The sequence below is a fragment of the Povalibacter sp. genome, from assembly GCF_036735925.1.
GTDB lineage: Bacteria > Pseudomonadota > Gammaproteobacteria > Steroidobacterales > Steroidobacteraceae > Steroidobacter.
Genome location: NZ_DAINNK010000015.1, coordinates 1 through 22156 on the forward strand (window position 1 = coordinate 1; position 22156 = coordinate 22156).

26 protein-coding genes are annotated in these 22156 nt (G+C 63.8%); 16 read left to right on the forward strand and 10 right to left on the reverse strand.

Features of this window, described 5'->3' with window-relative positions:
- From V7D81_RS06845 to V7D81_RS06855, 3 genes are all read left to right on the forward strand, one after another.
- Window positions 1-621 (forward strand): LysR substrate-binding domain-containing protein (locus tag V7D81_RS06845; RefSeq protein WP_324315398.1); only part of this gene is annotated, 621 nt, incomplete at its 5' end.
- Between the two features lie 50 nt (window positions 622-671).
- Entirely contained in the window at window positions 672-1385 is a 714-nt protein-coding gene (trmB, locus tag V7D81_RS06850) for a tRNA (guanosine(46)-N7)-methyltransferase TrmB (RefSeq protein WP_324315399.1), read from the forward strand.
- A gap of 220 nt (window positions 1386-1605) precedes the next feature.
- A complete protein-coding gene (locus V7D81_RS06855) occupies window positions 1606-1938 on the forward strand; it encodes a DUF6763 family protein (RefSeq protein ID WP_324315400.1) in 333 nt (110 codons plus the stop codon).
- Between the two features lie 54 nt (window positions 1939-1992).
- Here V7D81_RS06855 and V7D81_RS06860 read toward each other — a convergent pair whose 3' ends face one another.
- Window positions 1993-3273, reverse strand: a complete 1281-nt coding sequence (locus V7D81_RS06860) for an AmpG family muropeptide MFS transporter (protein WP_324315401.1) — start codon at window positions 3271-3273, stop codon at window positions 1993-1995.
- 93 nt (window positions 3274-3366) lie between these two features.
- Here V7D81_RS06860 and pyrE point away from each other — a divergent pair, with 93 nt between their 5' ends.
- On the forward strand, window positions 3367-4011 hold the full coding sequence (gene pyrE, locus V7D81_RS06865) for an orotate phosphoribosyltransferase (protein ID WP_442958336.1): 645 nt from the start codon (window positions 3367-3369) through the stop codon (window positions 4009-4011).
- Window positions 4012-4120: 109 nt separating this feature from the next.
- Window positions 4121-4777, forward strand: a complete 657-nt coding sequence (locus V7D81_RS06870; protein WP_324315403.1) for a DUF4124 domain-containing protein — start codon at window positions 4121-4123, stop codon at window positions 4775-4777.
- A 76-nt stretch (window positions 4778-4853) separates the two neighbouring features.
- Here the strand turns inward: V7D81_RS06870 and dut are convergent, their stop codons facing one another.
- Complete coding sequence (gene dut, locus V7D81_RS06875) at window positions 4854-5351, reverse strand: dUTP diphosphatase (protein WP_324315404.1); 498 nt, start codon at window positions 5349-5351, stop codon at window positions 4854-4856.
- Window positions 5338-6585, reverse strand: coding sequence for a bifunctional phosphopantothenoylcysteine decarboxylase/phosphopantothenate--cysteine ligase CoaBC (coaBC, locus tag V7D81_RS06880; RefSeq protein WP_324315405.1), 1248 nt, complete (start codon window positions 6583-6585; stop codon window positions 5338-5340). The genes dut and coaBC overlap by 14 nt, the downstream gene beginning before the upstream one ends.
- Before the next feature lie 185 nt (window positions 6586-6770).
- Between coaBC and radC the strand changes: the two genes are divergently transcribed.
- The 3 genes from radC (at window position 6771) to rpmG (ending at window position 7992) form a co-directional block, all read left to right on the forward strand.
- Window positions 6771-7445, forward strand: coding sequence for a RadC family protein (radC, locus tag V7D81_RS06885; protein ID WP_324315406.1), 675 nt, complete (start codon window positions 6771-6773; stop codon window positions 7443-7445).
- 139 nt (window positions 7446-7584) lie between these two features.
- A complete protein-coding gene (rpmB, locus tag V7D81_RS06890; RefSeq protein ID WP_324315407.1) occupies window positions 7585-7821 on the forward strand; it encodes a 50S ribosomal protein L28 in 237 nt (78 codons plus the stop codon).
- A 15-nt stretch (window positions 7822-7836) separates the two neighbouring features.
- A complete protein-coding gene (gene rpmG, locus V7D81_RS06895; protein ID WP_184330347.1) occupies window positions 7837-7992 on the forward strand; it encodes a 50S ribosomal protein L33 in 156 nt (51 codons plus the stop codon).
- 203 nt (window positions 7993-8195) lie between these two features.
- Here rpmG and V7D81_RS06900 read toward each other — a convergent pair whose 3' ends face one another.
- Window positions 8196-9368, reverse strand: a complete 1173-nt coding sequence (locus V7D81_RS06900) for a DesA family fatty acid desaturase (protein ID WP_349257624.1) — start codon at window positions 9366-9368, stop codon at window positions 8196-8198.
- A gap of 276 nt (window positions 9369-9644) precedes the next feature.
- Here V7D81_RS06900 and mutM point away from each other — a divergent pair, with 276 nt between their 5' ends.
- Window positions 9645-10460 carry a bifunctional DNA-formamidopyrimidine glycosylase/DNA-(apurinic or apyrimidinic site) lyase gene (mutM, locus tag V7D81_RS06905; protein WP_324315409.1) on the forward strand — a complete coding sequence of 272 codons (816 nt, stop codon included), beginning with the start codon at window positions 9645-9647 and terminating at the stop codon, window positions 10458-10460.
- Window positions 10461-10484: 24 nt separating this feature from the next.
- Here mutM and coaD read toward each other — a convergent pair whose 3' ends face one another.
- Complete coding sequence (coaD, locus tag V7D81_RS06910; RefSeq protein WP_324315410.1) at window positions 10485-10976, reverse strand: pantetheine-phosphate adenylyltransferase; 492 nt, start codon at window positions 10974-10976, stop codon at window positions 10485-10487.
- The gene (rsmD, locus tag V7D81_RS06915) at window positions 10973-11590 is read right to left on the reverse strand and encodes a 16S rRNA (guanine(966)-N(2))-methyltransferase RsmD (protein WP_324315411.1); all 618 of its coding nucleotides are present in this window, start codon (window positions 11588-11590) and stop codon (window positions 10973-10975) included. Before rsmD ends, coaD begins: the two co-directional genes overlap by 4 nt.
- A 90-nt stretch (window positions 11591-11680) precedes the next feature.
- On the opposite strand from rsmD, the gene ftsY reads away from it, so the two are divergent.
- The 4 genes from ftsY to rpoH all read left to right on the forward strand — a co-directional run bounded on the left by ftsY (window position 11681) and on the right by rpoH (window position 15339).
- A complete protein-coding gene (ftsY, locus tag V7D81_RS06920) occupies window positions 11681-12658 on the forward strand; it encodes a signal recognition particle-docking protein FtsY (RefSeq protein ID WP_324315412.1) in 978 nt (325 codons plus the stop codon).
- Entirely contained in the window at window positions 12655-13362 is a 708-nt protein-coding gene (gene ftsE, locus V7D81_RS06925; RefSeq protein ID WP_324315413.1) for a cell division ATP-binding protein FtsE, read from the forward strand. The genes ftsY and ftsE overlap by 4 nt, the downstream gene beginning before the upstream one ends.
- A gap of 1 nt (window position 13363) precedes the next feature.
- Window positions 13364-14278 carry a permease-like cell division protein FtsX gene (gene ftsX / locus V7D81_RS06930; protein ID WP_324315414.1) on the forward strand — a complete coding sequence of 305 codons (915 nt, stop codon included), beginning with the start codon at window positions 13364-13366 and terminating at the stop codon, window positions 14276-14278.
- Between the two features lie 182 nt (window positions 14279-14460).
- Window positions 14461-15339: an RNA polymerase sigma factor RpoH gene (rpoH, locus tag V7D81_RS06935; protein ID WP_324315415.1), complete on the forward strand. Its 879-nt coding sequence runs from the start codon at window positions 14461-14463 to the stop codon at window positions 15337-15339.
- A gap of 71 nt (window positions 15340-15410) precedes the next feature.
- Here the strand turns inward: rpoH and V7D81_RS06940 are convergent, their stop codons facing one another.
- Together V7D81_RS06940 and V7D81_RS06945 are read right to left on the reverse strand one after the other, a co-directional pair.
- The gene (locus V7D81_RS06940; protein WP_442958335.1) at window positions 15411-16097 is read right to left on the reverse strand and encodes an OmpA family protein; all 687 of its coding nucleotides are present in this window, start codon (window positions 16095-16097) and stop codon (window positions 15411-15413) included.
- A gap of 89 nt (window positions 16098-16186) precedes the next feature.
- Entirely contained in the window at window positions 16187-16654 is a 468-nt protein-coding gene (locus tag V7D81_RS06945; RefSeq protein WP_324315417.1) for an Mpo1 family 2-hydroxy fatty acid dioxygenase, read from the reverse strand.
- Window positions 16655-16815: 161 nt separating this feature from the next.
- On the opposite strand from V7D81_RS06945, the gene V7D81_RS06950 reads away from it, so the two are divergent.
- Window positions 16816-18015 carry an acyl-CoA dehydrogenase family protein gene (locus V7D81_RS06950; protein WP_349257623.1) on the forward strand — a complete coding sequence of 400 codons (1200 nt, stop codon included), beginning with the start codon at window positions 16816-16818 and terminating at the stop codon, window positions 18013-18015.
- Here V7D81_RS06950 and V7D81_RS06955 read toward each other — a convergent pair.
- Window positions 17967-18164 (reverse strand): hypothetical protein, encoded by a 198-nt coding sequence (locus tag V7D81_RS06955; RefSeq protein ID WP_324315418.1) that lies wholly within the window; start codon window positions 18162-18164, stop codon window positions 17967-17969. The genes V7D81_RS06950 and V7D81_RS06955 overlap by 49 nt on opposite strands.
- Window positions 18165-18332: 168 nt before the next feature.
- On the opposite strand from V7D81_RS06955, the gene pdsR reads away from it, so the two are divergent.
- Together pdsR and V7D81_RS06965 are read left to right on the forward strand one after the other, a co-directional pair.
- A complete protein-coding gene (gene pdsR / locus V7D81_RS06960) occupies window positions 18333-19022 on the forward strand; it encodes a proteobacterial dedicated sortase system response regulator (protein WP_324315419.1) in 690 nt (229 codons plus the stop codon).
- 75 nt (window positions 19023-19097) lie between these two features.
- Window positions 19098-21149: an ATP-binding protein gene (locus V7D81_RS06965; protein WP_324315420.1), complete on the forward strand. Its 2052-nt coding sequence runs from the start codon at window positions 19098-19100 to the stop codon at window positions 21147-21149.
- Between the two features lie 395 nt (window positions 21150-21544).
- Here V7D81_RS06965 and V7D81_RS06970 read toward each other — a convergent pair whose 3' ends face one another.
- Entirely contained in the window at window positions 21545-22147 is a 603-nt protein-coding gene (locus V7D81_RS06970) for a YdbL family protein (RefSeq protein ID WP_324315421.1), read from the reverse strand.
- Window positions 22148-22156 lie beyond the last annotated feature (9 nt).

Genomic DNA, 22156 nt, shown 5'->3' on the forward strand with positions numbered 1-22156 from the left:
GGCGCGCGCGGCTATGTGCGGGTCTTCGCCAATATCTCCGCGATGGTCGAGTTCCTGCCCGCTGCGCTCGCGTCGTTCGCGGCGAAGCATCCCGACATTCACGTGCATCTGGAAGAGCACGTGAGTTCCGCCATTGCAGCCGCGGTTGCGGACAACTCGGCGGACCTGGGCATCATCAGCGAGCAACCGGCCGTGGATGGTCTGACGGCCGTTCCTTTCCGGCGCGACGATCTCGTTGTCGTGCTGCAACCGGTGCATCCGCTGGCAAAGCGCAGCACGCTGAAGTTTTCGGAAGTCGCCGAGCTGCCGTTCATCGGCCTGCATGCCGACAGTGCGCTTCATCACCTGCTCACGCGCATGGCCATCGAGGCCGGGCTCACGCTGAACTCGCGCATGCATGTCACGAGCTTCGACGCCGCCTGCGCGATGGCCGCGGCGGGACTCGGTGTCAGCATCGTGCCGCGCGCCACCAGTACGCCGTACACGAAATCACTGTCGCTGACGGCCATTCCGCTGAGCGACGATTGGGCGGCGCGACAGTTGTTCCTGTGCACGCGTTCCGGCGCCGAACTGCATCCCGCGGCGCGGGTGCTGCTCGATCATCTGCGCGAATCTGGCTGAAGCAGCGCCGCGTCGCTATCATCGCGCGCCCGCCGACCTGCATACGCGACATGACCAGCGATCCCGCCGACACCGATCCTCCTCCCGATCAACCGCAACGCCGCACGGTTCGCAGTTACGTGCTGCGCATGGGACGCGCGACGGCTGCTCAGCAGCGGGCAATGACGGAGCTGTGGCCCATCTTCGGTATCGAGTTCGCTGACGCTCCGATCGATTTGCCGCAGGCTTTCGGGCGCGACGCACCGCGCGCAATCGAAATCGGTTTCGGCAACGGCGAGGCGCTGCTCGATTTCGCGCAAGCAAATCCCGGCGTGGATTGTCTCGGCATCGAAGTGCATCGTCCCGGCGTCGGCCACCTGATGCTCGGCGCTCGAGCGGCATCGCTCACGAATCTGCGCGTGATGAGTCATGACGCCGTCGAAGTGCTGCAGCGGCTTCCCGATGCGTCGATCTCGTTCGTGCACATCTTCTTCCCCGATCCCTGGCACAAGAAACGTCATCACAAGCGACGCCTCATTCAACCGCCGTTCGTTGCGCTGCTCGCCAGCAAGTTGAAGCAGGACGGTCTGTTGCGACTGGCTACCGACTGGGAGCACTACGCAATGCAGATGCGCGAAGTGCTCGACGCGTCTCCGGATTTCGTCAATGTCGCAGGCGACAAGGGATTCATCGATCGACCTGCCATGCGCCCGCTCACGCGCTTCGAGAAACGCGGCCATCGACTGGGGCACGGCGTGTGGGATATGGAGTATCGAAGGAAGTGACGAAGGTCACGCGAGTTACAAAGCAGTCGCACTCACGCACTCGCGCGACATTCGCCGCCATCCTTTGATGCTCTGCAGAAAAAATGCCTCTTGAATCCGCAGGCACACAGGCATAAAACAGATCTCGCCGACAGCATCGCTGCCGACACATGCGCGCAGAAAAACCTTGCCTGCAAGGGACTGCGAATCCGCCCGAACGGACCTTGTTACGGAGGAAGTCATGACGTCGCCGAGTCCGGTTGTTGGGGATTGGTATCGCCGGATGGACGGCGCCACCTTCGAGGTCGTAGCCATCGACCGCGATGACGGCACGGTCGAAGTGCAACACTTCGACGGCACTGTGGAAGAATTCGATCTCGAATCCTGGCACGAACAGCAGTTCGAAGAAGCGAAGGCGCCCGAAGACTGGAGCGGTTCGGTCGACATCGAACCCGAAGACTACGAGAACGAACGCGAGACGACGTCGACCGGCACGTGGGCTGATCCACTGACCAGCCTGGATCGTGCCGAAACGTCGGGTTATTCGGAGTGGCCGAGTCCGCGGGATCTGTAGAAAGCCGCGCTCACTGCTGATTCGTCATTCCGCCGCAGGCGGGAATCCACGTCTTCACTGCTCGCGATCGAGCGCGTCGACCCGTTCGCGCATGACCCAGACCATCACGAGTCCCGGCAGCGCGATCAGAAAGCTGATCACGTAGTACGCCGGCCAGCCATTGTGATCGGCGATCCAGCCGGCCGGACCGCCCAGCGTGTAGCGCGGCAACAAGGCGAAAGATGACAACAGCGCATACTGGAATGCGCTGAAGCGCACATCGCACAACGCCATGATCAGCGCGACTGAGGCGATGTTCCCCATCGAACCCGCGACGTTGTCGACACACACGGCGGCCACCATCACCGGATAGCTTTTGCCGGTGACCGCGAGCAGCCAGTACAGAAGATTCGACAGCGCCTGCAGCACGCCGAAAATCAGCATGGATCGCAGCAATCCCAGCTTCACCATCCAGATACCGCCGAGGATCGCGCCGACGATCGCGCTCGCCGTGAACAAGGCTTTCAGCACCAATGCGATCTCGGCCTTGCTGAAGCCGACGTCCATCATGAACGGCGTAAACAGTCGCAGCGCAAACGCATCACCGATCTTGAACATCACGATGAGCAGGATCAGCACGACGGAACCCGGCGTACTCAGCAGTTCGCGCAGCGGCTCGACGACGGATTCGCGCAATGTTCTGGGCGGTGCCTGACGATATTCGGGCTCCGGCGCACGCCACGTCGCGATGGCGAACGCGGCCATGACGCCCGCGAGAATCAGAAATGCCAGCCGCCAGCCGAAATACTGGGCGCAGATGAGCGCAAACGCCGCTGCAACCCAGGCCGCGGTCCGATAGCCCAGATTGTTGGCGGCGGCGGCAAGCCCACGCTCCGCAGGCTTCGCAACATCGGTGCGGTATGCATCGAACGCGATGTCCTGAGTCGCCGAAAAGAAGACGATCGCCACCGCGCACATTGCAATCGGCATGAGAGATACATGCGGGTTCTGGAGCGCGAACAGTCCGATGCAGGCCGCGATCGCAAACTGCGCGATCAGGATCCAGCCGCGTCGTCGACCCAGCAGCGGGATGGGATAGCGATCGAGAAAAGGCGCCCACACGAACTTGAACAGGTATGGCAATGCGACGTAGGACAGGATGCCGATGGTCGTGTTCGTCGCACCGCTGTCCTTGAGCCATGCCTGCAGCGCGCTCTCGGTAATCTGGTTCGGAAATCCCGAGGACGCACCGAGCACCATGATGGCAAGCATCTTGGGACTCGCCAGTACATCGCGCAGCCGGGGTTTGTCTTCGGGAGCCTTCTCAGCCGGGGCCGCGGCAGTGGCTTCGCTCATGCGCAGTGCGAGCGATTGCAGTAGATGAGGTGCATGCGGGGAGTATAGAAGTCGCGCCCGGTCCGATACTATCCGCCCTCCGCCAAACCTCGACTGCTGCCCATGTCCTCCTCCTTCATCGATCTCTGCCTCGAACTCGGCGTGCTGCGCTTCGGCGAATTCAAGCTCAAGTCCGGCCGGACGAGTCCCTACTTCTTCAATGCGGGGCTGTTCAACTCCGGACGCGCACTCGCGGCGCTCGGACGGTTCTACGCCGAGACCATCCAGCAGGCGAACCTGCAGTTCGATGTGCTGTTCGGACCTGCATATAAAGGTATCCCGCTGGTATCGGCCGCGGCCGTGGCGCTGGCGGACTGGCACAACCGCGACGTGCCCTGGAGCTTCAACCGCAAGGAAGCGAAAGATCACGGCGAAGGCGGCAACATCGTCGGCGCGCCGCTGCGCGGACGCGTGCTGATCATCGACGACGTGATGACCGCGGGCACGGCGATCCGCGAGTCGGTCGATCTGATCCGGGCGGCCGGGGCGACACCTTCGGGGGTCGTGATTGCTCTCGATCGCCAGGAGCGCGGTCAGACCGAACGCTCGGCGGTGCAGGAAGTCGAGCAGGTGCTGGGGCTGCCGGTCACCAGCATCCTCAAGCTCACCGATCTGATTTCTCACCTGCAGGCCAAGGGGGACGAGCAGCAGCTGGCGGCCCTGCAGCGTTATAGAAATGAGTACGGCGTCGCGGCCTGAAGGCCCCGAACCCCGGGACGATTGACCTGCCGCGGTGCGCCGGTCCTATAGTACCGGCCTCGCGCGAGCGGAATCAGGCCCAGCATTCGACCTGCCGCGATTCTTGAGGATGGAAACGGTGCGATTCACGACGACTCACACAGCCGCCCTGCTTGCAGCGCTCGCCTATGGCGGCACTGCGATGGCGGCAGCGTCGTCTTCCAGCCACGAAGCCTTCTACCGCTGCCGGGATGCTTCGGGTCAGACCCACTATGGCGACTCGAAACCGCCGCAGTGCGAAGGGCTCGATACCGAAGTGCTCAACAGCAACGGCATGGTGATCCGCGTCATCGAAGGCAGTGCCTCGCGCGCCAGCCGCGAACAACGCGAACTCAGCGAAACCGGCGTCAGAAAGCAGCGCGAGCAACGCCAGCTGCGCGACCGGATGCTGATCGAAACGTATCTGACGGTCGAAGACATCGAACGCCTGCGCGACCAGCGCCTGGAGCTGCTGGATTCCCAGTACCGGGTCACCGAACAGAGCATCACCAACCTGCGCGATCGCCAGAAGCGCCTCGAACAGCAGATTGCGCGCTTCAAGCCGTACAACGACAAGCCGAATGCGCCGCCGCTGCCGGATCACCTGGCCGAGGAGATGGTGAACACCGTGAACGGCATGCGCGTGTACCAGGAAACGCTGGCGAAGACGCGCAGGGAGCAGGACGGGATCAAGGCGAGCTTCAGCGCAGACATCGCCCGCTTCAAGGAACTGAAAGGGATCAAGTGATGCGATGTGGGGCCGGCTTCAGCCGGCCATCTGCGGAGAGGAAGGCCGGCTGAAGCCGGCCCCACAGGCAGAAAAACTAGCCTCTTCCCGAACTCCCGAACCCGCCCGCTCCGCGCTCCGACGCCGCAAACTCATTCACGACATCGAATTCCACCTGCACCACCGGCACCACGACAAGCTGCGCGATGCGCTCACCGGGCTGGATCGTGAACGTGGTCTGTCCGCGATTCCAGACTGAAACGAAAATCTGGCCCTGGTAGTCCGAGTCGATCAACCCGACCAGGTTGCCCAGCACGATGCCGTGCTTGTGACCGAGACCCGAGCGCGGCAACACGATGGCGGCGAAACCCGCATCTTCGAGATGAATGGCGATGCCCGACGGAATGAGCTGCGTATCGCCGGGTTTCAGTTCCAGCGGCGCATCGATGCAGGCGCGCAGATCGACACCGGCGGAGCCGCTGGTGGCGTACTGCGGCAGCGGATAGTCGCGGCCGATGCGTGGATCGAGAACCTTGACCTGAAGTCGGTGCCGCGATGTGGCGGCTGGGGCGGCGGCCCCGTCAGCGAGTGGCATGAATGGCGGGTCGATTGGAAGTCGTTGTTGTGGTGGTAGTGACGCGGCTGCGATAGCGCTCCGCGATCACGGCGACGAGCTGTCGCGCGAGCGCGGCCTTGCTGGTCAGCGACAGTTCCTGCTTGCCGCCGCGCCAGTACACGGTGAGCGCATTGTCGTCCTTGTCGAAAGCCAGACCTTCGCCGACCTTGTTGGCGGCGATCATGTCGAGGTTCTTCGAGTTCAGCTTGGTGAGCGCATTCGCCTCGACGTTCTCCGTCTCGGCCGCGAAGCCGACGAGGAACGGCGGCGACTCGCTGCGCCCGATCGTTGCGAGCACATCGGGCGCGCGCGACAACGCGAGCGTCATGTTGTCGCTGGTCTTCTTGATCTTCTGGCAGGCCACTTCGCTGCAGCGATAGTCCGAAACAGCGGCGGCAGCGATGAAAATATCGGCGTCCTTCACCTGCGACTGCACGGCCGCGAGCATCTGATCGGCAGTCTCGACCGGGATTTTCTCGACACCGGGCGGTGCTGCGATCTGCACGGGTCCGCTGACCAGCACGACTTTCGCGCCGGCCTGGCGTGCCGCTTCGGCCACGGCGAATCCCATCTTGCCGGAGCTGCGATTGCTGATGAAGCGCACCGGATCGATCGCCTCGCGCGTCGGCCCCGCAGTGATCACGACCTTGAGACCTTTGAGGCCCCCGTCGACCGGCAGCGCCGCGAAAATCTCTTCGGCGATCTGCACCGGTTCGAGCATCCGGCCGGCGCCGACTTCGCCGCAGGCCTGCTCGCCGCTCGCCGGTCCGAGAACGCGGACGCCACGACTCTGCAACAGCTTCACGTTCGCCTGCGTGGCCGGATTCGCCCACATCTGGCGATTCATCGCCGGCGCGACGGTGATGGATGCGGTCGAGGCAAGACACAGCGTCGTCAGCAGATCCTCGGCGAAACCGTGCGCGAGTTTGGCGAGAACATCCGCCGTGGCCGGCGCGATGACGATGTCATCGGCCCAGCGCGCCAGTTCGATGTGACCCATCGCGCCTTCGGCGGCTTCGTCCCAGAGATCGGTCCGCACCGGCCGGCCGGAGACGGCCTGAAACGTCAATGGAGTGACGAATTCCTGCGCGCCGCGTGTCATCACGACCTGCACTTCGGCGCCGCGGTCGATGAGGCGACGCACGAGGTCGGGACTCTTGTAGGCAGCGATGCCGCCAGTCACGCCAAGCAGAATTTTTCGGGCTGCGGTCATGGGCAGGATTATGGGCGCGGCCCGCGAACAGCCGCAAACCACCTGCGGCATACCTGCATTCCGCGGCGGCATGTTGCACGTGCATTTCGGGCCGAACGCCCGGGAATGGCGCAATTTCAGCGCATTGCCGGCGGTCAGAATGGCGCGTTGCCGGGATCCGGAATCGCCGGACGGAGAATCAGGGAATGTCGATTCGGGACTGGCCAGCCGGGGAGCGGCCGCGCGAGAAACTGCTCGAACTGGGGTCGCAGGCGCTGAGCGAAGCGGAGCTGCTGGCCATCCTGATCCGCACCGGCACGCGCGGTCGCAGCGCCATCGATGTCGCGCGGGACCTGCTGACGGAATTCGGCTCGCTGCGGTCGCTGCTGACTGCGGATCGGGAAAAGGTCTGCGCCGCCCGCGGCCTCGGCCCGGCCCGGTATGTCGCGCTGCAGGCGGCTCTGGAACTGACCCGGCGCCACTATCAGCAACTCATGCTGACCGGCTCGGCGCTCGCAAATCCGCGCGCCACAAAGGAATTCATGCGGATGCGCCTGCGCGACCTGCCGCACGAGGTGTTCTGCTGCGTCTACCTCGACAACCGCAACCGGGTCATCGCCTTCGAGGAACTGTTCCGCGGCACCATCGACGGCGCCAGCGTTCATCCCCGGGAGGTGGTCAAGGAAGCCCTGGCGAGGAACGCCGCTGCGGTGATCCTGGCGCACAACCATCCGTCCGGGGTGGCCGAACCCAGTCAGGCCGACGAACTCATCACGCGCCGCCTGAAGCAGGCTCTGGCGCTGGTCGACATCCGGGTGCTGGATCACCTGATCATCGCCGACGGGGTCTGCGAATCCTTTGCCGAACGGGGGCTTCTGTAGGCCCCTTCTGCATGAGCGGGCCGTGAACTTCCCGGCCTTCGTCCTTGCCCGGCCGCCGGTCCGCTGGTATAAAGCGCGACTCATTTTTCCCCGGCCCGCTCTCGAGTCCCTCGAGCGGCGAGCCACCCGAGGAATCGCCATGTCGAGAGTCTGTGAAATCACCGGCAAGAAGCCGATGACGGGTAACCGCGTTTCGCACGCCAACAACAAGCGTCGTCGCCGCTTCCTGCCCAACCTGCACACGCAGCGTTTCTGGCTGGAAACCGAACGCCGTTTCGTCAGCCTGCGCCTGTCGACCAAGGGCCTGCGCACGGTCGAGAAGAAGGGCATCGAAGTGGTGGTTGCTGAACTGCGCGCCCAGGGCGTGACGATCTAAGCGGAGCGAAGCACCATGCGCGAAAAAGTCAAACTGCTGTCGACTGCGGGCACCGGTCACTTCTACACCACGACCAAGAACAAGCGCCTGCACCCGGACAAGATGGAAGTGAAGAAATTCGATCCGAAGGCGCGTAAGCACGTCGCTTACAAGGAAGCCAAGATCAAGTAAGTGTCCGGCCGGAAACGGCGGCACCGAGATCGAGAAAAAGCCCGCCTCTGGCGGGCTTTTTTTTTCGGGATTTCCTTCTCCCCTGTGGGGCCGGCTTCAGCCGGCCTCTTCGGTGTCAGGCTAAAGCCTGACCTACAGGAAGAGGACAAAGAAAACCCGCCTTGAGGCGGGTTCTCTATCGAGCCCTCGAGTCGACCCGAACGTCAGGCCGGCTGCATCGCGTAGCCACGCAGGCTCGCGGCGAAATCCTGCAGCACCTTGATGCGGCTGGCTTCGGCCTGCGCGATCCATTCCTTCAGATGCGCCAGCAGCGATTCGTTGCTCATGTTCGAGCCGTTCCACAGCACACGCAGGCGTTCGCGGAACTCGTGCACCGTCTGCAGCGCATGATTGTTCGCCAGCACTTCCTTGAGCTTGGACTGCGCTGCCTGGTCGAGCAGCACCGGCTCGCGCACCAGCAGCTTCTTCACGCGGCGCGTCAGCTGACCGCTTGCGGCGGCGAGCTGCTCGCGGAACACCGGCACCGTGACGTTGCGGGTGTATTCGCGCAGCACGTGCATGCGGTTGACGATCACGGCGCGCACGGTTTCCAGATCGATGTGGCTGCGCGGTTCGACGCGCGCCGGCTCGGGCGCGACGCGGATCACCTTCGCCAGGCCCAGCGTCTGGAACACGCGGATGTAGAGCCAGCCGATGTCGAATTCCCAGCGATGGATCGAGAACTTCGCCGAGCTCGGGAAGGCATGATGATTGTTGTGCAGCTCCTCGCCGGCGACGAGGAAGCCCCACGGCATCACGTTGCGCGCCGCATCCGGGCACTCGAAATTGCGATAGCCGTAGTAGTGGCCGATGCCGTTGATGACGCCCGCCGCCATCAGCGGATTCGCCAGCATCTGCGCAGCAAGGATGATGATGCCCGGCACGCCGAACAGGAGCAGGTCGATGACGACCATCAGCACGATGCCCCAGTTGCGGTGCTTCAGATAGACGTTGCGTTCCATCCAGTCATCGGGCGTGCCGCGACCGAACTTGTCCGTGGTTTCCGGATTGCGTGCTTCGGCCTGGTACAGCTCGGCGCCTTCGAGCAGCACCTTCTTGAGGCCATGGATGACGGGGCTGTGCGGATCGTCCTTCGTCTCGCACTTCGCGTGATGCTTGCGATGCACAGCCACCCATTCGCGGGTGACGATGCCCGAACTCATCCACAGCCAGAAGCGGAAAAAATGCCGCAGCGCGGGGTGCAGATCGAGGCTGCGATGGGTGGCATCGCGATGCAGGTACAACGTGACGCCCATGAACGTGACCTGGATCATCACGAAGGTCACGAGGACGTATTCCCAGAAGCTAAGATTCAGAATTCCGTAGAGAAAATCCAGGTTCACTGTGTACCCCTGACAAGGACGCGAAGATGGATTCGCGGGACATAAGACGTAGGAGGCGCGGACTATAACGGAGGCCCCCTGACCCCACAAATGAGCGAATCCCTGCACCGCACAGAAGGTCGGGCAACCGCCCGGACGCTCATTCCATACTGTGACGGCGATCTCACCGGCTTCAAGCGCCGACCATGCCGGGATTCGCTTTGCCTGTGGGGCCGGCTTCAGCCGGCCTGAGAATGTCAGGCTAAAGCCTGACCTACAGAAAGATGGACCATGCCCGAACTACCCGAAGTGGAAACGACGCGCCGCGGCATCGAGCCCGCGGTGACGGCGCGAGTGATCGACCGGATCGTCGTGCGCGAGCCGCGCCTGCGCTGGCGCATACCGGATGAGCTGCCGGCGCTGGCGGCGGGCCAACGCGTGCAGCAACTGCGTCGGCGCGCGAAGTATCTGCTGTTCGATCTGGAGCGCGGCTCGATGATCCTGCACCTGGGGATGTCGGGCAGTCTGCGGGTGATGCCGGCCGGCACGCCGGTGCTGCCGCACGATCACGTCGACATCGTGCTCGAGACCGGCCAGTGCCTGCGCTACAACGATCCGCGCCGCTTCGGCAGCCTGCTATGGACCGAGGACGATCCGCTGACGCACCCGTTGCTGCGCCTGCTGGCGCCGGAGCCGCTCTCGGACGATTTCGACGCTGCGTATCTGGCGCGCGTCGCCAGCGGACGCAAGGTCGCGATCAAGCAGCTGCTGATGAACAGTCAACGGGTGGTGGGCGTCGGCAACATCTATGCGAGCGAAGCCCTGTTTCATGCCGGCATCCGGCCGCAACGCAGTGCCGCGCGCGTGCGCAGCGACGAGTTTCCCCGCCTGGTGAAAGCGATTCGCAAGGTACTGCGGGCCGCGATCCGCGAAGGCGGCACGACCCTGCGCGATTACGTGAACCCGGAAGGCATGCCGGGTTACTTCCGTCAGAAGCTGTTCGTCTACGAACGCGGCGGAGAACCGTGCCGGGTGTGCAGGACGCCGATCCGGCAGATCGTGCAGGGGCAGCGCTCGACTTACTACTGCCCAACGTGTCAGAACTAGCGGGCCAGTCGACGCGGATGCCGGCTATCCCTTCTTCCTTTTCGCCCACGCCTCCTTCAGCGCCGCCTCGACGGCGGGGTGAACGAATTTCGCAACATTGCCGCCGAGGCTCGCGATCTCGCGCACCAGCGTGGAAGAAATGAAATTGAACTGCTCGGTCGGCGTCAGGAAGACATAGTCGACCTTGTCCGTCAGATGCCGGCTCATGGTCGCGAGCTGGAATTCGAACTCGAAGTCGGAGACGGCACGCAGGCCACGAACCACGACTCGCAAGCCGTGTTGGCGCGCGAAGTCCACCGTGAGGCCGGCGTAGCCGGTGACTTCGACGTTGGGAATGTCAGCGAGCACCGTCCGCGCCAGACTGACGCGTTCCTCCAGCGGAAACAGCGGCGCCTTGCCGGGATTCGCCGCGATGGCCACGACCACGCGCTCGAAAATATCGGCGGCACGCCGCACCAGATCGTAATGACCATTGGTAATGGGATCGAACGTGCCCGGATACATGGCGCCGGTCATGAGTCACCTTTTTCAGCAGAGTGTGCGCGCAGCAGATGATAGCCCACTTGTCCCGCCTGCTTCGTGCGATGCACTGACCAGTTGGCCGGCAGCGCCGGCAGGCCGCGATCGGCGGGACATTCGAGATAGATATAAGCGTCCGGCGCGAGCCAGCCGGCAGCAAGCTTGTTGCAGACTGCCGCAAGGAGATCGGACGCGTATGGCGGGTCGAGAAAGACGATGTCGAATGGCTGCGGACTGCGGTCCAGAAAGCGCAGCGCATCTGACACATGCGCAGTGCCGCCCGTGGCACACAGCTTTTCGAGCGTCGCCGCAATATGCCGCCCGATCGCGGGCTCGCTGTCGACGAAGTCGACACTGGACGCGCCGCGCGACAAGGCTTCGAGCCCCAATGCGCCGCTGCCCGCAAACAGATCGAGGCAGCGCGAACCGACGATCACCGGCTGCAGCCAGTTGAAGAGCGTTTCGCGTACGCGATCGGGGGACGGGCGCACCGCCTCGATGGCTGGGAAGGTGATCGGCACGCTGCGCCAGCGCCCGCCGATGATCCTCAACCGGTTCGGCAGCGGCTTGCCGGTCTTCGTGCGAGCGGATTTTCCAGGGGGGCGGCTCATGGCGGCGCAAAGCATACCCGACGCGGTCTGAACGTCCGGGCGGTACTGCTAGAATCCGCTGCCCCACCCGATCGGCGATTCTTTCCGCAGATGTTTGGTTTCAAATCGAAGACTTCCGAGAACGGCACCGACAAGCACAAGCCCGGACTGTTCCAGCGCCTGCGCGCCCGCCTCAATCGCGGCGATTCGTGGCTGACTTACGATCTCGCCAATCTCATCCCCGGCGGACGCATCGATGACAACGTGCTCGATGAACTGGAGACGCGGCTCATCACGGCAGATGTCGGTGTTGAAACCACGGAAAGGATTCTTTCGGGTCTGCGCAAGCAGGTCGCGCGCAAGGAACTGGGAGATCTCGACGCCCTGCTGAAAGCGTTGCGCGCCTCATTGCTCGCCGTCGTGAAGCCGGCGGCGGTTCCGCTGGTGATCGATCAGTCGGTCAAGCCGTTCGCGATCCTGGTGGTCGGCGTCAACGGCGCGGGCAAGACGACTTCGATCGGCAAGCTCGCGCGGCGCATGAAGGATCACGGTCTCAAGGTCATGCTTGCGGCAGGCGATACGTTTCGTGCCGCGGCTGTCGAACAACTGCAGATCTGGGGCGAGCGCAATGCGGTGCCCGTGATCGCACAGGCCGCCGGCACCGATCCTGCGGCGGTGGCCTTCGACGCCATCCAGTCGGCGAAGGCGCGCGGCATCGACGTACTGCTGGCAGACACCGCCGGCCGGTTGCACACGCAGTCGAACCTGATGGAAGAACTGAAGAAGGTGAAGCGCGTGATCGGCCGGGTCGATCCGCGCGCGCCGCACGAAGTGCTGCTCGTGCTCGATGCCAGTCAGGGGCAGAATGCGTTACAGCAGGCGCGGCTGTTCAACGAAGCGCTCGGCGTCACGGGTGTCGTGCTGACCAAGCTCGACGGCACGGCCAAGGGCGGTATCGTGTTTGCGCTCGCGAGCGAACTGCAGCTGCCGATCCGCTTCATCGGTACCGGCGAGAGCGCCGAGGACTTCGACGAGTTTGATCCCGAGGATTTCGTGGACTCGCTGTTGAAACGCAAAGAGCAAGAATGATCCGTTTCGACCACGTCTTTAAACGCTATCCGAATGGACGCGAGGCGCTGAGCGACCTGTCGCTGGAACTGGCCAGCGGCGAGATCGCGTTCCTGACGGGTCACTCGGGCGCGGGCAAGTCCAGCCTGCTCAAGCTGATTGCGCTGATCGAGCGGCCGACCCGGGGCCAGCTGGTCGTGAACGGCCAGAACGTCAACTCGGTGCCGCGCTCGAAAATTCCTCACTATCGCCGCCAGATCGGCGTGGTGTTCCAGGATCACAAACTGCTGCACGACCGGACGATTTTCGACAACGTCGCGCTGCCGCTCATCATCGCCGGCGTGGGCGCGAAGGAAATCGGCAAGCGCGTGCGTGCGTCGCTCGATCAGGTGGGCTTGCTCGGGCGCGAACAGAGCCGTCCGCTCGAACTGTCGACCGGCGAACAGCAGCGCGTGGGTATCGCGCGCGCCGTCGTCAGCAAGCCGCCGATCCTGATCGCCGACGAGCCGACGGGAAATCTCGATCCCGACCTGTCGCTGGAAGTGATGAGCATCTTTCGCCGCTTCAACGAAGTCGGCGTCACGGTGCTGATCGCCAGCCACGATCTGTATCTGCTGGAGCAGTTTCCGGTGCGTCGCATCCGGCTGGAGGGCGGGCGCATTCAGGAAGGCGTGGCGGCCACGGAAAAGCTGCTCGATCCGGCGACGCTGATGGAGAAGCGCTGACATGGGCGCCTGGCTGACTCGTCATCTGCAGACATCGGTCGGTGCACTCGGCCGGCTGTCGCAGCACAAGCTCGCGACCCTGCTCACGACGCTGGTCATCGGCATCGCGCTGGCGCTGCCGGCGTGTCTGCATCTGTTGATCGCCAACGCGCAGACGGCGACCGGCAACTGGAATCGCGCCGTCGATCTGTCCGTGTACGCGAAGATTCCGACGTCGGTCGATGAGGTCCAGCGCATCGCGGACAAGCTGCGCAAGCGGCGCGATGTCGCTGACGTGAAAGTGCTCACCGCCGATGAAGCGCTGAAGGACTTCCGCCGCGATTCCGGCTTCGGGCCGGCCATCGATGCGCTGACCAGCAATCCGCTGCCCCACTCGCTGATCGTGCATCCCAAGGGCGAGTACGCGACGGCGACCCATCTCGAAGAACTGGCAGCCGACATCCGGGGTGAGCCATCGGTGGAAATGGTCCAGCTCGACACCGCGTGGGTGAACCGGTTGCAGGCGATCCTGGAGGCGGTACGTCGCGCGGTCGTTCTGACGGCTGCCTTCCTGGCCATCGGCGTCATGGCCATCGTCGGCAATACCATTCGCCTGGATATCCAGAACAGGCGGGCCGAGATCGAGGTCACCAAGCTGGTCGGCGGCAGCGATGCCTTCGTGCGTCGTCCCTTCCTCTACAGCGGCGTCTGGTACGGCGTGGGCGGTGCGCTCATTGCCTGGCTGCTGACGGCCGTGGTGGTCGGCGCGCTGCGGGAGCCGATCAACCGGATCGCCGGGCTCTACGGCAGTGGCTTTCAGATCGCCGGCCTAGGGTTGCAGCCGACCCTGATCCTGCTCGCTGCCGGGGTCGTCCTGGGCTGGTTGGGATCGTACGTGGCTGCCTCCCGGCACCTTCGGGACATCGAGCCGAGCTAGCTTCCTGTCATGAACTTCATTCCGCGCTGGAATGAATCGATAAATACATAAAAATCAATGATTTGATTGCCATTGCAATGGCCTCGAACGTCCCCACCCGGCACGAACCATTCCGGGCTTTAGCACTCCAATATCCCGACTGCTAGACTCGGACCCGAACATCAGGAGGGGGAATCTTCAACATGACTACCGCTACCGCGCTTGTTCGCTCGAACACTGATCTGGTACTTGCCGGTCCCGTCGGCAGCCTGGATGCGTACGTCGAGCGGGTGTCGCGGGTCCCGGTGCTGAACCGGGAAGAAGAGCTGGCGCTCGCGACGCGCTTCCAGAACCAGGGCGACCTCGATGCTGCCCGTGAACTGGTGCTGTCACATCTGCGCTTCGTCGTTCACATCGCCCGCGGTTACAGCGGCTACGGCCTGCCCGTCGGCGACCTGATCCAGGAAGGTAACGTCGGTCTCATGAAGGCCGTGAAGCGTTTCGACCCGACCGTCGGCGTGCGGCTGGTGTCGTTCGCCGTGCACTGGATCCGCGCGGAAATTCACGAGTACGTGTTGCGCAACTGGCGGCTGGTGAAGATCGCCACCACCAAGGCGCAGCGCAAACTGTTCTTCAACCTGCGCAAGTCCAAGAAGAACCTAGGCTGGCTGTCGGGTGCGGAGACGCAGGCGATCGCCACCGAACTCGGCGTGACGCCGAAAGAAGTGACGGACATGGAGCAACGCCTGAGTTCGCGCGACCTGTCGTTCGATCCGGCGCCGGATACGGACGATGAGGAAGGCTCGTACTCGCCGTCTTCGTACCTGCCGTCGCCGGAATCGGATCCGTCGATCGCGGTGGAACGCGAACAGTGGGACGACGACACCTCGGATCGCCTGGCGAATGCGCTGGAAACGCTGGATGAGCGCAGCCAGAACATCCTGCGCAGCCGCTGGATGACGGACAACAAGGCGACGCTGCATGAACTGGCCGATCAGTACGGCGTGTCGGCCGAGCGCATCCGTCAGATCGAAGCGAATGCGATCAAGAAGCTGCGCGGCATGATCGCCGAACCTGCTTAAGCCCGACGGGCGACAGACGCAATGAAAAAAGGGCCGGCTCAGCGATGAGCCGGCCCTTTCTTTTGGTGCCCTCAGCCCTTCGTGGTGACGGGGACGATCGTCAGTTCGACGCGGCGATTCGCCGCACGACCCTGCTCGGTGTCGTTCGACGCCACCGGATGACCCTCGCCGGCGCCGACGGTGATCAGGCGCGTGCTGACCACGCCATGACTGCCGAGATACCTCGCGACCGACTGTGCACGGCGTTCGGACAGCGCCTGGTTGTACTGATCGCTGCCCGTGCTGTCGGTGTGACCGGCCACTTCGACGACCGTCTTTTCGTATTCCTTCAGCACCATCGAGACGCCGTCGAGCGCGTTGTAGAACTGCGCGTTCAGATCGGAGCTGTTGGTGGCGAACGTGATGCTGCTCGGCATGTTCAGCGTAATGTTGTCGCCCATGCGGGTGACGCTGACACCCGTGCCTTCGAGCTTCTGGCGCAGCTTGGCTTCCTGCACGTCCATGTAGTAGCCGACACCGCCGCCCGCGATCGCACCGACGCCGGCACCGATCAGCGCGTTCTGGAGCTTGTCGCCCTTGGTCAGCAGGCCGACGACTGCGCCCGCCGCAGCGCCAATACCGGCGCCTTTCGCCGCCTTGCTCGTCTGCTCTTCGCGCGTGTACGGATTGACCGTGGTACAGCCGGCCGCGAAGGCCACCAGTCCGACCGCAACGCTGAGCGATGCGATTTTCGAACGATTCACGAAACATTTTTCCATAAGTACTCCCTAACCAACGAACACAAGTGCAGCCTCGGGCTGCACCACTGAATACCCACTGAACTCGATGCGCGGCCGCAGGTTCCGGCTCAGTAGCGGATGCCGAGCTGGCGATAGATGAAACTGAGCAGCCACAACGGGCCGATCATCAGGAATTGCACATCCTTGAAGAAGGATGGCTTTCTGCCTTCGTAATGATGACCGATGAATTGTCCGACCCAGGCCGCGGCGAACAGAATCAGGCAAACCACCCACAGCGACCACGGCAGTTGTTGCAATCCCAGGATGGCGAGAATGACGGCGCCGACGAACAGAATCATTCCCAGCGCCAGCGACCAGGACATCGCGAAGTAATACAGCACACCCGCGGCCAGCAGTAGCGTTCCCCAATTCAGCAGCGGCGAGATCTCTCTGAATGCCCCCGGCACCGGCAGCGACCAGAGCATTCCCACGAGACTCACGACGATCGCCGGCACGCAGATCCAGTGCAGCAACTTGTTGGTCGGATCGCGATGGCTTTCGCCGTATTCGCCGAGCCATTGATTCACCGTTCGCATGCCTGTTCCTCTCCCAGGAATCCCGCCGTCTGCACGCTACGCCGGAAGCGGTCGAGTCGACAAGGTCGGAACTCGCCATGCAGCACTGACACTTACTTGCAACGCAACATCCCGAGCGGAAATCGACCGGGTTATCATGCGCGCCCGCAGGAGAACCCCTCATGTCCGCCAAGCCTCAGAACGCCTCACCGTCCGTCGCCGCCGATCTCAATCCGGTCGATCTCTACAACGTCCGCGCGATGCTCACGGAAGAGGAACGCCTGGTCCAGGACTCGGTCGCGAAATACGTCGACGACCAGGTGATTCCGATCATCGGCGACTGCTTCGAACACGAACGCTTTCCGCGTGAACTCGTCGCCGGCGTCGCTGAACTCGGCTTGCTCGGCAGCTCGATCCAGGGCTACGGCTGCGCCGGCCTCAATGCCGTGTCATACGGCCTCATCTGCCAGGAACTCGAGCGCGGCGATTCCGGCCTGCGCAGCTTCGTCTCCGTGCAGTCCAGCCTGTGCATGTATCCGATCTATGCCTTCGGCAGCGAAGAACAGAAACAGCGCTGGCTGCCGCGCATGGCGAAGGGCGAAGTGATCGCCTGCTTCGGCCTCACCGAACCGCACGGCGGCTCCGATCCGGCCAACATGAAGACGTACGCGAAAAAGCAGGGCAAGGATTGGGTGCTGAACGGCGCGAAAATGTGGATCACCAACGGCGCCATCGCCGATCTCGCCGTCGTGTGGGCCATGACCGATGCGGGCATTCGCGGCTTTCTCGTCGAGAAGGACTTCAAGGGTTTCTCGACCAGCATCGTCAAACACAAGATGAGTCTGCGTGCCTCCGTCACTTCCGGTCTGTTCTTCGACAACGTCGTGGTGCCGGAGGAAAACGTGCTGCCGGGCGTCGTCGGCCTGAAGGGCCCGCTGTCCTGCCTGACGCAGGCTCGCTACGGCATCAGCTGGGGCGTCACCGGCGCGGCGCAGGCGTGTCTTTCGCAGGTGATCGATTACACCAAGACGCGCATGCTCTTCGGCAAGCCGCTCGCTGCGACGCAGGCCGTGCAGATCCGTCTCGCCGAGATGGCGCGCAAGATCACGACCTCGCAACTGCTCTCGCTGCAACTCGGCCGACTCAAGGACCAGGGCCTGATGGTGCCGACGCAGGTCTCAGTCGCGAAGTGGCACAACGCCCGCGCCGCCATCGAAGTCGCACGCGATGCGCGCGACCTGCTCGGCGGCGCCGGCATCAGCGTCGAGTACGTGCCCATCCGTCACGCGCTCAACCTCGAGAGCGTGATCACGTACGAAGGCACCGAGACGGTTCACCAGCTCACGGTCGGCCGCGCGCTCACGGGCATCAACGCTTTCTGATCCAGCCGGCCCGCTGCATCCCAGGCCACGATCAGGACCAGCAGCGAAGCCCACGCCCACCACCGTTCGCGACGGGAACGACGCATCGCCGCGGCGGACGCCTGCGGTCCGACCGGCCTTGCCGACTGTTCGAAGCTATCCACGTTCATTGCCGTACTCCCGGTATTCCGCCCGGGAGCCATCTCAACGCAGTCGCGAGTCCGCCGAATGTCGCGAAGAGGCAGGGCAGCGGCGGATTGTGATCAATCATGGCGGGCGCGTTCTGCTTGCCTGCCGGCGCTACACTGTGATCGTCCGTAACGCCATCGAACCGCCTCATGAAGAAACTGATTGCAATCGTCGAAGACGAACCGGCCATCCGCGACAACTACGCGGCCGCGTTCCAGCGTCACGGCTACAGCGTGCGCACCTACGGTACCCGCAAGGAAGCCATCGAGGCCTTCCGCGCGCGCCTGCCCGACCTCGCCGTCATCGACGTCGGGCTGCACGACGAACCCGAAGGCGGTTTCGAGCTGTGCCGCGAGCTGCGCACGATGTCGGCCGAACTGCCGATCATCTTTCTCACCGCGCGCGACAGCGAACTCGATGCGGTGTCCGGCCTGCGCCTCGGCGCCGACGACTACCTCACGAAAGACCTGAGCCTCACGCATCTGATCGCGCGCGTCGTCGCGCTGTTTCGCCGCATCGACGCGCTCACGCAGCCGTCGAACCGCGATCAGATCGTGGCGCGCGGACCGCTCGTCATCGACACCGCGCGCCTGCACGCGACCTGGCAGGAACAACCCCTAGGGCTGACGCTGACGGAATTCTGGATCGTGCACGCCCTCGCCAAGAATCCCGGCCACGTGAAGAACCGCCAGCAGCTCATGGACGCCGCGAACGTCGTGCTCGACGACAACACGATCACGTCCCACATCAAACGCATCCGCCGCAAGTTCCAGGCGATCGATGCATCGTTCGACGCGGTGGAGACGATGTACGGGATGGGGTATCGGTGGAAGGAATGAGACGGGCTACAGGCTACAGGCTACGGGCGACCTGTCTCGGACAGCCTGTCGCCTGTAGCCCGTAGCCTGAGCACCATGTCCCTCCGCCTCAAACTCCTGCTCGTCAGCCTGCTGACCCTGATCCTGCCCTGGGCGGGCTGGCAGTACGCGCAGCGCATGGAGTCGACCCTGCGGCGCGGACAGGAGGATTCGCTGATTCGCACGGCAGAAGTGCTCGGCCGCGTCGTCGCCTCGCAGCCGGAACTGCTGTATCGCTTTCCTGACGAATTGCGCGAGGACTTCGATCCCGCGCGGGGCGATTACTTCGCGCCGCTGCTGATGACGACTCCACTGCTCGATGGCTTTGCGGATGAATGGCCGGAACCCACGCGTTCCGTTGCAGGATTCAATCCGCGCGATACGGGGCCGCGACTCGCCGTCTTCGGTCGCTTCATGCATGTCTATTTCGAAGTCGTCGATCGTTCGATCCAGTACGAAGATCCGGCGCAGGAATCGCGCACGGATCAATACGTCAGCCGCGTCATCTTCCTGACGCGTGATGAATTCGGGCGCGAGCGCGCCTGGTCGGTGAGCGCCGTGGCTCCCGGCCCGATCATCGCCCGCTCCAGCGACGTCGGCGCGCCATGGCGGGCGTCGCAGGAAGAGATCGGCCATGTCAGCGGCGTCTGGCGCGCCACCGCGACCGGCTACGCGATCGAACTGCGCGCGCCGCTTTCCATGTTCGGCCAGCAGCTCGCGGTCTTCGCATTGAACACCGAAGGCAATACCTCGCGGCCTCCGGTTCTCGGCAAACTGCACACGGGCTCGGATGCGCTGCGCGAGCGATTGCAGCAGTACGCGCCCGACGGACTGCGGGTCTCGGTCGTCGATCGCCGCGGATGGCTGCTGGCGCGCGCGGGCACTGTCGACGCTGGCGCGAGCGCCGATTACGCGAGCCTGCAGCAGGATGACGACGGCTTTGCACGATCGATCTATCGCCGCCTGTTCGGGCGCGACGCGGTGGCGCTGTCTTACGGACTGCCGTACGGCATGTGGGGATCGCCCGTCGATGCGGCGCGCGCCGGGCGCAACGAAGCGCTCTGGTTCGAGCCGGCGGGCGGCGAACCGTCGCTGGTGCGCGCGGCCGTTCCCGTGCGCTACGGCGAGGCAACCATCGCAGCACTCGTCGTCGAACAGCCTGCCGAGCAGCTCGCCGTGGTCCGCGAGGACGCGCTGACGCGTCTGCTGAATCTCACCGTGCTGGCCACGCTGTTCTCGATTGCGGTCACGCTCGCATTCGCAGCGCGCCTGTCGCAGCGCATCCGGCGTCTGAGTCGTGCCGTCTCGACGGCGCTGACGCCGGAAGGCCGGCTCGAACCGCGCATTCCTGACACGAAATCCCGCGACGAACTCGGCACGCTGGCACGCAACTACAGCACCCTGCTGGCGCGCCTCAAGGAACACACGAGCTATCTGCAGACCCTCGGCAGCAAGCTGTCGCACGAACTGCGCACGCCGCTGACTATCGTCAGCTCGTCGCTCGACAATCTCGCCTCGGACGAATCGCTGCCCGCGTCATCGCAGGAATATCTGGACCGTGCCCGCAGCGGCGCCGGACGGCTCCATTCCATTCTCACCGCCATGTCCGAAGCGACGCGGGTCGAGCAGCTCATCGAACACACGGAACGTACCGAGTTCGATCTGGCCGACCTGGTGCGCAATATCGGCCGCGCGTATTCGGCAACGTTCACGCACGTGACCATCGAGACCCAGGTCCCCGAGCGGCGTGGTTCGTTGACCGGTTCGCCCGATCTCATCGCCCAGATGCTGGACAAGCTGATGGATAACGCCGCGGACTTCTGTCCCGCCGGCGGCCGGATCGCGCTGCGATTGCAGGCCGGCGTCGCGGACTATCGGCTGACGATGAGCAATGACGGCCCCCTGCTGCCGCCGCATCTGGATGGGCGTCTGTTCGAATCGCTGGTGAGTTCGCGCATCGCACCCGCCAGCAAGCCGCATCTGGGCCTGGGCTTGTACATCGTGCGCCTGATCGCCGAATTCCACGGCGGCAGGGCCGCAGCGATGAATCTGGAGGATGGCAGCGGCGTGGAAATCGAGATCACCCTGCCCATGACCGGCCCGATGTAGCTGTCGGCGTCGCCCCGGTTGACACTGTTCCAGTCCCATGTCGTTGTTATTCAGCAACAGTGCTTGCTAAGTAGCTGTTTCGCGGCTCATACTCCGTTCACTGGCACACCACGTGCTGGTTGAACAAGCAACTGCCCGTCCCGCGGGATTTCCGTTGGTCACGTGCAGGCGGCGCAGTTCGGCAGAGAAGCGGGGATGGACCGCAAGGGGAGACTGGATCGATAGCAACAAGCATCAGGACGATGCGCCGGGATTCCGGCACTGTGATTGCAAATTGAAGCGACAGCGTCGTTTCCGGATTTAGCCGGCGCAGCCAAACAACTCGAAGAGTCGCCGACCCAGAAACGAAAAGCCCTGCAGATGCAGGGCTTTTTTTTGCGCCGGACTTTCGTGGGCTACTTCTGCTTCCACGCTCCGCTGCTGTCCTGTACGTACCAGCCGGCGGCGGCCTTGCTCGCCCAGCGCGTCGCGAAGGTCGAGCGGATGTCGGACTCCCATTCCGGATGTCCGTTGGCGGTGGCGATTTCGCGATACAGGTTGGCGCGGTCGGCGTTCTCGTCCGCGACGAGTTTGCGCACGGCATTGCGTTCGGGGAGCGCGACGAGATTCTGATCGCGCACTTCCACCAGCCCGTCGCGGGTGAAACCGACGGCGCCGCTGTCGAGATACTTCTTCAACTGGGCGAAGCGCGCTTCCATCGATTGCGTCAGCTGGCGCACGGCCGGGGTCGCGATGTTGAGGTCGGCCTGCGATTGCGCCTGCGCGGTCGGGACCAGGAAATTCAGTACGCCAGCCGTCGCCGCCAGCAGCGTGCGACTTGCGCCGTCGACCAGCGACGAGCGCTTGTTGGAACTCGACGCGCTGTCGCCCAGCACGTCCTCGATGATCTTGTCGGCCGCCTTCTCCGCGGCCGCCGCGGGGAAGTACACATTGATCGTGACGCAGGCCGACAGCGCGAGCGTGATCGCGGCCAGCTGCAGCGGGAAATATCGGGCCATGTCGGATTC